The 10,333-nt window shown below is 42.7% G+C and carries 10 protein-coding genes, 1 tRNA gene, 1 other RNA gene and 1 other annotated feature; of the genes, 9 read left to right on the top strand and 3 right to left on the bottom strand.

What is annotated here, in order from left to right; translation table 11 throughout:
* The first annotated feature begins 305 nt into the window (after positions 1-305).
* Positions 306-528, top strand: a binding site (T-box leader).
* A 157-nt stretch (positions 529-685) separates the two neighbouring features.
* Together serS and JK635_RS08390 are read left to right on the top strand one after the other, a co-directional pair.
* Positions 686-1,966: a serine--tRNA ligase gene (serS, locus tag JK635_RS08385; protein WP_202653508.1), complete on the top strand. Its 1,281-nt coding sequence runs from the start codon at positions 686-688 to the stop codon at positions 1,964-1,966.
* Between the two features lie 177 nt (positions 1,967-2,143).
* Positions 2,144-2,236 (top strand) — tRNA-Ser (locus tag JK635_RS08390).
* A 192-nt stretch (positions 2,237-2,428) separates the two neighbouring features.
* Here the strand turns inward: JK635_RS08390 and JK635_RS08395 are convergent.
* The 3 genes from JK635_RS08395 to JK635_RS08405 all read right to left on the bottom strand — a co-directional run bounded on the left by JK635_RS08395 (position 2,429) and on the right by JK635_RS08405 (position 5,388).
* Entirely contained in the window at positions 2,429-3,130 is a 702-nt protein-coding gene (locus tag JK635_RS08395) for a deoxynucleoside kinase (RefSeq protein ID WP_202653509.1), read from the bottom strand.
* On the bottom strand, positions 3,121-3,786 hold the full coding sequence (locus JK635_RS08400; RefSeq protein ID WP_202653510.1) for a deoxynucleoside kinase: 666 nt from the start codon (positions 3,784-3,786) through the stop codon (positions 3,121-3,123). The genes JK635_RS08395 and JK635_RS08400 overlap by 10 nt, the downstream gene beginning before the upstream one ends.
* Before the next feature lie 318 nt (positions 3,787-4,104).
* Positions 4,105-5,388, bottom strand: a complete 1,284-nt coding sequence (locus JK635_RS08405) for a LysM peptidoglycan-binding domain-containing protein (RefSeq protein ID WP_202653511.1) — start codon at positions 5,386-5,388, stop codon at positions 4,105-4,107.
* A gap of 112 nt (positions 5,389-5,500) precedes the next feature.
* On the opposite strand from JK635_RS08405, the gene tadA reads away from it, so the two are divergent.
* From tadA to JK635_RS08440, 7 genes are all read left to right on the top strand, one after another.
* Positions 5,501-6,019 carry a tRNA adenosine(34) deaminase TadA gene (tadA, locus tag JK635_RS08410; RefSeq protein ID WP_202653512.1) on the top strand — a complete coding sequence of 173 codons (519 nt, stop codon included), beginning with the start codon at positions 5,501-5,503 and terminating at the stop codon, positions 6,017-6,019.
* Between the two features lie 79 nt (positions 6,020-6,098).
* Positions 6,099-6,363, top strand: an RNA gene (gene ffs, locus JK635_RS08415) — signal recognition particle sRNA large type.
* A gap of 132 nt (positions 6,364-6,495) precedes the next feature.
* Positions 6,496-8,187, top strand: a complete 1,692-nt coding sequence (dnaX, locus tag JK635_RS08420) for a DNA polymerase III subunit gamma/tau (RefSeq protein WP_202653513.1) — start codon at positions 6,496-6,498, stop codon at positions 8,185-8,187.
* A gap of 72 nt (positions 8,188-8,259) precedes the next feature.
* Complete coding sequence (locus JK635_RS08425; RefSeq protein ID WP_202653517.1) at positions 8,260-8,571, top strand: YbaB/EbfC family nucleoid-associated protein; 312 nt, start codon at positions 8,260-8,262, stop codon at positions 8,569-8,571.
* 202 nt (positions 8,572-8,773) lie between these two features.
* Positions 8,774-9,370: a recombination mediator RecR gene (gene recR, locus JK635_RS08430; RefSeq protein ID WP_202653514.1), complete on the top strand. Its 597-nt coding sequence runs from the start codon at positions 8,774-8,776 to the stop codon at positions 9,368-9,370.
* Between the two features lie 36 nt (positions 9,371-9,406).
* Positions 9,407-9,625 carry a YaaL family protein gene (locus JK635_RS08435; RefSeq protein ID WP_202653515.1) on the top strand — a complete coding sequence of 73 codons (219 nt, stop codon included), beginning with the start codon at positions 9,407-9,409 and terminating at the stop codon, positions 9,623-9,625.
* Between the two features lie 122 nt (positions 9,626-9,747).
* Entirely contained in the window at positions 9,748-10,011 is a 264-nt protein-coding gene (locus JK635_RS08440; RefSeq protein ID WP_202653516.1) for a pro-sigmaK processing inhibitor BofA family protein, read from the top strand.
* Positions 10,012-10,333 lie beyond the last annotated feature (322 nt).

Here is a 10,333-nt window from a genome sequence, read left to right on the forward strand (position 1 = left end):
AAAAGACCCCCCCGAGACATTATGTGGAAAAGGTGAAAAGCACGATTGGTGAAGCTACAAGGGATAATATCCTTTACCTAAAAGGCAAGGCGAATATTCCAGTGTACAAAGCATTAAAAGAGTTGGCGGGTTTTTAAAAAAGACAAATTTTCTATCAAGAGAGCACTCTAAATAAGTGAATCCGCTTTCACTTCTGTGGGGATAAAAAAACTGCCCACAAATACTTGACTCAAACCAAGCGGTATAAGCAGGTTGCATTTGGTTCATAAATATAGTACAGTTAAGAATACAAAATCAATTATAATGATAAAGCAATGAGAGGAACTAGTAACAAGAGATTTATTCTCAAGAGAACCGGTGGCTGGTGTAAACCGGTGAATGATCTTTGTGAATCCCTCCTCGAGCAAGGTATGGAACGCTTCATAATAGGGCCAGTAAATACCTTCGGCAGAAACCGTTAATTTTTCGAGGTGGACAGTTTTTTTACTGTCAACCAGGGTGGTAACGCGGGTAACTCTCGTCCCTGTTTTGGGGCGGGAGTTTTTTATTTTTCTGAACTGCAGATTTGTCGTACAATGCAGCAAATATATTGGGCAAAATTGCAGATATGTTGTTTTACAACTGTAGAAATATCGTTCAAACTTGCAGGTATCCCAAATTTAAAAATAAAGGAGTGTCTGAACAAATGCTGGATTTAAAATTTTTAAGGGCCAATTTTGCTGAAGTCAAAGCAAAGTTACAGCATCGTGGTGAAGATTTAACGGATTTAGACAGGTTTGAAGAACTGGATCAAAAAAGACGTGGGTTAATTGTGGAGTCTGAACAGCTGAAATCGAAGCGTAATGAAGTTTCACAGCAAGTTGCTGCGTTAAAGCGTGAGAAGCAGAATGCTGACCACTTAATCCAAGAAATGCGGGAAGTCGGTGATCGAATTAAGACGCTCGACGATGAACTTAGGGACGTTGAGGAAACGTTAGAAAACTTGTTATTAAGCATTCCTAATATTCCGCATGAAAGTGTTCCAGTCGGCGATTCAGAGGATGACAATGTTGAAATTCGAAAATGGGGCAATATTCGTGAGTTTGATTTTGCAGCAAAACCCCATTGGGAAATTGCCGACAAACTGGGAATCCTGGATTTTGAACGTGCCGCTAAAGTAACTGGAAGCCGTTTTGTGTTTTATAAAGGGCTTGGTGCCCGGCTTGAGCGTGCTTTAATCAGCTTTATGCTCGATTTGCATGTCGATGAGCATGGTTATACCGAAGTACTGCCGCCATACATGGTAAACCGAGCCAGCATGACGGGAACCGGCCAGTTGCCTAAGTTCGAGGAAGATGCCTTCTTAATTGAAAGTGAAGACTATTTCCTAATTCCAACTGCTGAAGTGCCTGTAACCAATTTACACCGTGATGAAATACTCAGCGGTGATGATCTGCCGCTTAAATATGCGGCCTACAGTGCTTGCTTCCGTTCAGAGGCAGGATCAGCTGGGCGTGATACCCGAGGTCTAATCCGCCAGCATCAATTCAATAAGGTCGAGCTGGTTAAGTTCGTGAAGCCGGAAGACTCCTATGAAGAGCTGGAGAAACTAACCAATGATGCAGAGCGGGTATTACAGCTGTTGGAGCTGCCATATCATGTATTAAGCATGTGTACCGCTGATTTAGGCTTTACCGCTGCTAAAAAATATGATATCGAGGTGTGGCTGCCTAGTTACGGAACATACCGCGAGATTTCTTCTTGCAGTAATTTCGAAGCCTTCCAGGCAAGACGGGCCAATATCCGCTTCCGCCGCGATTCGAAAGCAAAGCCTGAGCATCTGCATACATTAAATGGTTCCGGTCTTGCGATTGGCCGTACGGTCGCTGCCATTTTGGAAAACTACCAACAGGAAGACGGCAGTGTCATCATTCCGACGGTACTGCGTCCTTACATGGGCGGCCGCGAGATTATTAAGCCGTTGTAAAAGTGAGAGACTGGCGGGATGAAGGTTAATTAAAAGTAGTAAAAAAGAGCCGGGCGGTCACGTATCCTGAATATATTCCCAATATTTTAAAGCGGGCGGATCATCCGCCCGGATATTTTTTTCATCATGTAGTTGACATTGAGGTAAAACTTATGATAAATTAACACATGTTGTTATGGAGGAATACCCAAGTCTGGCTGAAGGGATCGGTCTTGAAAACCGACAGGCGGGTTACACCGCGCGGGGGTTCGAATCCCTCTTCCTCCGCCATATTTATTCTGATCGCGCATAAAAACTGGAGATAAAAATTCGTTACAAGCGATTGTAGCGGATTTTTTTTTGCAAAGAATAGAGGCAAGTGCTGTAAGAGAGTAGTGCACCATTGAAATGGCAAACCGCTTCATGGCATCGAAACGTCATTTGCGCCATCACCTTTAGGTTCTAAAAAAAGCACATACTGGATTAGCCAATATGTGCTCGAGATGTAAAAAGAATTTCATTTAATTTGTTTTCGACATCGCGGCAAACCTTTTGGGCGTCTGCCTCGTTATTCACCACATCGGTTTTGTCCATGTCAATAATGAGTACCTCACTGGCATCATATCGATTCATGACCCATTCATCATAGCCCTTCCAGACTTCAAAATAGTACTCCTTCAGCTCGGGATTGATCTCAAAGCTGCGGCCGCGGGCCATAATGCGGTCAAGTACCGTATCGAAGGAGCCCTTTAAGTAAACCATTAAATCCGGGGCTTTTTTCGGAAGCTGTGCCAATTCTTCCATCATATTATCAACCAGCTCTTCATAAATTTTAAACTCCAGGTTGGAGATCCTGCCCAGATTCATGTTGACATAGGCAAAATACCAATCTTCATAAATCGAGCGGTCCTGAATCGTGTAAATCGGATTTCTCCAGGTGACACAGTCCTTGACAGTTTTAAAGCGTTTGTTTAAGAAAAAAAGCTGCAACAAGAACGGAATTCTTTTGGCATCTAATTCTTCCGGTGATAATTCATAATAAAGGGGAAGAATTGGATTATCATCAACCGCTTCGTAAAATACTTTGCTCTCAATCCCCTTTTGTGTGAAGTGTGCCTTCAATGTGTCAGCAACACTTGTTTTCCCAAGACCAATCATACCGCCAATCACGATGCTCACGAACATCCCCCAATTCTATAGCTTGTTTGTCCAGCTGCTGATTTTAGTACATCTGTTAATTTTAGGATAATCAATTGTAAGTCATGTGGATTTTTAACAAAATCAAACTCATCGCCGTTAAAGCGGAGAACCGGTATTTCCGGGTGTTCCTTTTCAAACACTGTCATCGTTTGTTCATAGTCCAAAGACAGCTGTTCTAAATAAAGTGGGCTGATGTTTTTTTCCACTTCGCGTCCCCTTTGTTTAATCCGGTTTAGCAGCGTATCGAGACCGGCGTTTAAATAAATAATGACATTTGGTTTTGGCATATCTTCTGTTAAAATTTGATAAATCTTATAATACTTTTTGTATTCTTCTTTGTTTAATGTACGCGCTGCAAAAATCAAGTTTTTAAAGATGTGATAATCAGCGACCACTGCTTGGTTTTTACTTAAGTAATGGGTGTTGATATCCCCTAATTGCTTAAAGCGATTGCAGAGAAAAAACATTTCCGTCTGGAAGCTCCATTCCTCAATGTTTTCATAAAACTTTCCTAAAAAGGGGTTTTCATCGACGATCTCTTTTAATAGCGCGAATTGAAATTGCTTTGAAATGGCTTTGGCAAGAGATGTTTTTCCTACACCAATCGGCCCTTCAACGGTAATAAAGGGTATCTCCCCCATGTATTTTCCTCCTTCTCCTACGGCTGCACTCCTATCGATTAACTGCTCCCGACCTCGCTATATTTTTAGTATACGAGACTCGGCAGCTGGAATCTTCCTAACCATGATCAATATTTGACAACGAGTTCCAAAAAGCGACACTTTTTTACATGCAAAGTATATTTTATCATAATCTACAGTAGGAAGGGGTATGGAATTTTTTGTAAAAAAACTGCCGTATAATGGCAGTATCGTGATAACGGAATGAAGGATTGCATAAATAGCTCCCTTTAATATTAAATCCTTTCTTTTAAAAAGCTTTCCACATCATCTTTAGGATTAATGTTTTGTCACATTGAAGTTTTCCACGATTAAGAGCCAGTTTTGCGGAAAGGCCAGACCAAGTTTCCAATAACTCATGCCCCGTAAATTTAGTTGTTTAATTAAATCAAATTTCGCCTGAATCGAGCGGGCATCTTCAAACCAGACCTCATGCTGTTTTCCGGCTGCATCTCTATAGCGGAAATGCGGTGCCTGCGCTTTCGTGTCATATTCAATCGGGACATTATGGGTAGCAGCAAGCTGAATCGCCTGCTGCGGGCTGACAGCTCTGGCTACGGTCCCCTGAACAAAGGGCAAAGTCCAATCATAGCCATACAAATTCTGCCCCATTAAGATCTTAGTTGATGGTATTTCTGTTATGGCATAATCCAATACTCGTCTTACCTGATCAATCGGCGATACGGCCATTGCCGGGCCGCCGCTATAGCCCCATTCATACGTCATGATGACGACAAAGTCGGAGATTTCCCCATGGGCCCGATAATCATGAGCCTCATACCATAACCCCTTCTGTGTGGCACTCGTTTTCGGTGCGAGAGCGGTTGACATCAGCCAACCTTCTCGCTGGAATCTTTGTTTAGCCTTCCTTAGGAAGCGGTTATAGGCCTCCCGATCAGCTGGGCGCAGAAATTCAAAGTCAAAATGAATATCGCGGAAGCCGTATTTTTTTGCTGTGGCAACAATATTATTAAGAAAATGATTTTGGATGTTCATGTCATTGAGCAAAATCCGCCCAAGTTCATCGCTAAATTGATCTTGTTCCTGGTTATTAATGACCATCATTAATGTATTGCGGTTGGCTCTGGCAATCGCCGGGAATTGATTCAGCAAAGGTTCTTTCAACGTCCCATCGCGGCGTGCTTGAAAGCTGAATGGCGCTAGATAGGTTAAATAGGGTGCCGCTTCACGGGCGCTGCTTTCCAATACCGGAGCGACAGTGGTGCCGCGCGGCTCAACATAAGCATTAAACTCGGCATTTCTTTTTCGTCCCTCGGGAATGTAAAGCCTGAGGCCGGCTTGCAATGGCTGATTCACGGGGATTTGATTAATCGATGCTAGCTGCTGGTACGGGACACCTGTCTTTTGGCTAATTGAAAAAAGGGTGTCTCCCGGCTGTACAAAATAGAAGCGGCCAACAATTGGAATGATGAGGGCCTGCCCGATGACGAGATTATTAGGATTGGGCAAATCATTTGCTTCGGTAATATCTTGAGCCGTAGTATGAAACGTTCTTGCGATCGTCGTCAAAGTCTCATTTCTTCTGACAACATGGATTTGCATGTTTATTCCCTCCTAAAAGCACACATACGCTACAACCATTCTATGAGAGCAGCAGGGAATTCATGTTATAATGTGATAAATTTAAAACTCTTGTAAAGGCGGTTTGGGCTGAATGGAATTACAAGATGATGAATTTTTTATGAAACAGGCGTTGGAGGAAGCGAAAAAGGCGCAGAGCATAGACGAAGTGCCGATTGGTGCCGTCCTTGTTCATCAAGGTCAAATTATTTCCCGGGCACATAATTTGCGGGAAAGCGAGCAGAATGCTCTGGCTCATGCTGAACTGCTGGCGATTGATCAAGCTTGCCGGGCCCAAGGCTCCTGGCGGCTCGAGGATACAACCCTGTATGTGACGCTTGAGCCATGTCCAATGTGTTCTGGAGCAATTATTTTATCAAGAGTCAAACGAGTCGTATACGGTGCGGCTGACCCTAAGGGCGGTTGTGCCGGAACGTTGCTGAATTTGCTCCAGGATTCACGCTTCAATCATCAGTGTGAAGTGACGAAGGGCGTGCTTGAAGGAGAATGCAGCGAGATGCTGTCAAATTTTTTTAAAAAAATCAGAGCGCGGAAAAAGCAGGAGAAAAAGCTGTTGCAGACAGCAACACTTACAGAAATTGACAGTCAATAACAATTGCATTTTTCCGCAATTGTTTGTATACTAAAAAGGCGTCAGATACGACGCAATTAAATATTTGGTATCAACTTTGCCGTGCTAGGTGGGGAGGTAGCGGTGCCCTGTACCCGCAATCCGCTCTAGCGGGACTGAATCCCTTCCCGAGGCTGATATCCTGTAGGGCCTGCCTTAAGTAAGTGGTGTTGACGCCTGGGTCCTGCGCAATGGGAATCCATGAACCATGTCAGGTCCGGAAGGAAGCAGCATTAAGTGGACGCTCCCATGTGCCGCAGGGGTGCCTGGGCCGAGCTAACTGCTTAAGTAACGCCTATGGGTGTCAGTCGAAGGAAGGTGCACGGCAGTTATTACATATTACCTAAATCAAACTCACCTCAGAATTGGGGTGAGTTTTTTTGTGAACTCTTTGGAAAATAGTATGTGAATACGTTATAATGGTAAGGATGAAAAATTTTTGAAGGAGGCGGTGTCTTGTGGCATATCAAGCGTTATATCGTGTTTGGCGTCCGCAAACGTTTTTTGATGTCGTTGGACAAGAACATGTGACAAAGACATTACAAAACGCCTTACTTCAACAAAAAATCTCTCACGCCTATCTTTTTTCCGGACCGAGAGGAACAGGAAAGACCAGTGCAGCGAAAATATTAGCCAAGGCGATTAACTGTGAACACGCGCCTACAGCGGAACCATGCAATGAGTGTGCTGCCTGCCATGGAATAACAAATGGAACCATTCCAGATGTGTTAGAGTTTGACGCAGCCTCCAATTCCAGGGTAGAAGAGATGCGTGATGTTCTTGATAAGGTCAAATTTGCGCCAACTGCCGTCAAATATAAGGTGTACATTATTGACGAGGTGCATATGCTGTCAATCAGCGCCTTTAATGCTCTGCTGAAGACATTAGAGGAACCGCCAAAGCATGTTATCTTTATTTTAGCGACAACGGAACCGCATAAAATTCCATTGACAATTATCTCCCGCTGCCAGCGCTTTGATTTTAGAAGAATTACGGCATCCTCGATTGTTGATCGAATGAAATTGATCGCTGATGAGTCGGGGATTGATTGTGAAGAACGGGCCTTGCAAATGATTGCCAGATGTGCTGAAGGCGGCATGCGGGATGCCCTAAGTTTATTGGATCAGGCCATATCCTACAGCCAGGAGCGGGTAACGCTTGAAGATGCGCTGACCGTTACAGGGGCCGTCTCGCAAGGCTTTTTAAATAAACTGGCCCGGGCAATAAAGGAAAAAAATGTGGTACAGGGCCTTGAGACCTTAAATGAGTTGTTGTTTCATGGGAAAGACCCCGCCCGTTTTATTGAGGACTTGATTCTTTTTTATCGGGATATGCTGCTGTATAAGACAGCACCCCAACTGGAAGAGTCACTAGAACGGGTTATGCTTGATGATGAATTCCGACAAATGGCGGAGGAAGTCCCGATTGAGGAAATCTATCAGCTGATTGACTTTTTGAATAAAATCCAGCAGGATATGCGATGGACGAACCACCCAAGAATATTCTTGGAGGTGGCGATTGTTAAGCTCTGTCAATTGGAGACAGCACCACCGCAGCTTCAACAATCAGGAGCTATTGAACAATTATTATCAAAAATTGACCAGCTTGAACAGGAGTTGCAGCAATTAAAAACTATGGGTGTGTCTCAGACTGCTCACGAGGCCGTACCACAGCCGCAGAAACCTGTTCATAGAGCATCAAGGAATGCTTTTCAGCCGCCGCTTGGAAAAATCAATGAAGTCTTAAAGCAGGCAACAAAAAGTGATTTAAATCTGGTGAAAGCAAATTGGGGTGAAATGCTGGGGAACCTGCTGAAATCCCATGCTGCCTTATTAAATGAAGCGGAACCGGTTGCGGCTTCAGCCACGGCCATTATTATAAAATTCAAGCATGAAATGATTTGCCAAATGGCGATGAACCGTCATGATTTTCTCGAAGCGGTTGCGGCAGGGCTGTTTAAATTAACATCGAAGCGTTTCTTACTGTTAGGTGTTCCAGAAGAACAATGGCTGACGATTCGTGAAAATTTCCTTCACGACAGCTACAATCGAGATGATGGAAGCAGTGAACAATATTCCTCCGAGGAAGAGCCTCATATTGCCGAAGCAAAGAAATTATTTGGTGCTGAATTTGTAGAAATTATTGATTAAAAAAGAAAAGCGTTTAAAGCGCTCAATTGAACCGAAATTAAAAGATGAAAAATACGGAGGCGAGAGCTTATGATGCGTGGTGGAAACATGCAAAATATGATGAAGCAAATGCAAAAAATGCAAAAGAAAATGGCAGAAGCACAAGAACAATTAGGCCAGGAGAAAATTGAAGGAACAGCCGGAGGCGGGATTGTTACCGTAGTTGTAACAGGGCATAAAGAAGTCGTAGATGTCCAAATTAAGCCGGAGGCGGTTGATCCTGATGATGTTGAAATGCTTCAAGATCTTGTGCTGACAGCGGTCAATGACGCTCTTAAAAAAGCGGATGAGTTGACAAACAATACAATGGGACAATTTACAAAAGGATTAAATTTACCATTTTAATTAGAAAAGCGGAAGCGGCTTGATTAAGGGCGACAAGCAAATGTTCTTCGGCAAAAAAGTCGGTTCTTTGACTTTTATTGCCGAAGGTTATTTGACCTCGAGCCCTTAGGCGCTGAGGCTGGGCAATAAAAAGCAAAGCAAAAGTGCCCGTGGTTACAACGGTTACGGGCACTTTTGCTTTTTATGTAGGGAGAAAAAGAAAATGCATTATCCTGAACCAATCTCAAAGTTAATTGATAGTTTTATGAAGCTGCCTGGAATTGGTCCAAAAACCGCTTCCCGGCTGGCTTTTTTCGTCATAAGCATGAAGGAAGATACGGTCCTTGACTTTGCAAAAGCGCTGGTTAATGCCAAACGTAATTTAACCTATTGTTCTGTCTGCGGCCATATTACCGATCAAGATCCTTGTTATATTTGTGAAGATGAACGCCGGGATAAGAGCATAATATGTGTAGTCCAGGATCCAAAAGATGTGATAGCAATGGAAAAAATGAAGGATTACAATGGGTTGTACCATGTTTTACATGGGGCGATTTCACCTATGGATGGCATTGGTCCTGAGGATATTAATATTCCCAATTTAATTAAACGACTCCAGGATGAGACAGTCCAGGAAGTGATATTAGCAACCAATCCAAATATTGAAGGGGAAGCCACGGCGATGTATATATCCCGGTTAATCAAGCCGTCAGGAATTAAAACAACAAGAATTGCTCATGGGCTTCCAGTAGGCGGCGATCTTGAATATGCCGATGAGGTCACTTTATCAAAAGCACTAGAGGGCCGGCGTGAATTATAATAAGATTGATTATTGAATATCCCGGGAGGATTAGTCATGTTTTTTCGGCGGAAAGAGTGGCTTCGAAGAGAGTTTGATGAGAAGCTGTTAGTTCAGTTAAATAAACATAAAGAAAAATGGCAGCAGGAAAAACTGCTGCTGGAAAAAAGTTTTGATCCATCAGACGAAGTCATTGTTCAAGCAAAAATCGCAGAAGCGAAATATATCTTTCTTTTGAAAGAGGCAAAACAAAGGAAGATCTCATTAAGAAGATAGGGGGGAAAGAGTCCCCCACCCTCAGGAAGTCTGGACATTTCGCTCCAGACTTTTTTTAGGTCTATTGAAGACAACTTGTACATAGCATGAAGTAAAGTAATCTTTGGAGGAGGACTGCTTTCTTGGAACCAATTTATGTGATTTCTGTTTTAGGCGGTCTGGTTATTTTAATGCTGTTATTTGGAGCGCCTTTTAAATCAGCCCGACTTGTTGGTCAAGCTGCGATTAAATTAATTATCGGAGCATTATTTCTCTTCTTCCTAAATGTTGCAGGAAATCAATATGGAATTCATGTGCCGATTAATTTTATTACATCTGCTGTTTCAGGCTTTCTTGGAATTCCAGGCCTATTTGCTTTAGTGGCGATTCAGCAATGGGTTATTTAATAAGAACCGCTCCACACAGCGGTTTTTCATTTTTTTTTTAAAAGTATTGACGGTTATTCTAAAATCATGTAATATTTTAAAGGTCGCTGCTAAAACGACGATAAAAAAGTTGTTGACAAAAAACAACTTAAAGTGTTAAAATAATATAGTCGCCTTGAGCGATACATTTTTGTTCTTTGAAAACTAAACAAACAAAAACGTCAACAATAATCATTCATTTCTAACGAAATGAAGCCAACGTTAAATTTTATGAGCTATATCAACTCAACTTCATTGGAGAGTTTGATCCTGGCTCAGGACGAACGCTGGCGGCGTGCCTAAT

It is taken from the genome of Neobacillus paridis, assembly GCF_016765675.1.
Lineage (GTDB): Bacteria > Bacillota > Bacilli > Bacillales > Cytobacillaceae > Neobacillus > Neobacillus paridis.

Coding starts and splice junctions, on each gene's coding strand:
- serS (WP_202653508.1), top strand. CDS start 686: ATGCTGGATTTAAAATTTTTAAGGGCCAATTTTGCTGAAGTCAAAGCA.
- JK635_RS08395 (WP_202653509.1), bottom strand. CDS start 3,130: ATGTTCGTGAGCATCGTGATTGGCGGTATGATTGGTCTTGGGAAAACA.
- JK635_RS08400 (WP_202653510.1), bottom strand. CDS start 3,786: ATGGGGGAGATACCCTTTATTACCGTTGAAGGGCCGATTGGTGTAGGA.
- JK635_RS08405 (WP_202653511.1), bottom strand. CDS start 5,388: ATGCAAATCCATGTTGTCAGAAGAAATGAGACTTTGACGACGATCGCA.
- tadA (WP_202653512.1), top strand. CDS start 5,501: ATGGAATTACAAGATGATGAATTTTTTATGAAACAGGCGTTGGAGGAA.
- JK635_RS08425 (WP_202653517.1), top strand. CDS start 8,260: ATGCGTGGTGGAAACATGCAAAATATGATGAAGCAAATGCAAAAAATG.
- recR (WP_202653514.1), top strand. CDS start 8,774: ATGCATTATCCTGAACCAATCTCAAAGTTAATTGATAGTTTTATGAAG.
- JK635_RS08435 (WP_202653515.1), top strand. CDS start 9,407: ATGTTTTTTCGGCGGAAAGAGTGGCTTCGAAGAGAGTTTGATGAGAAG.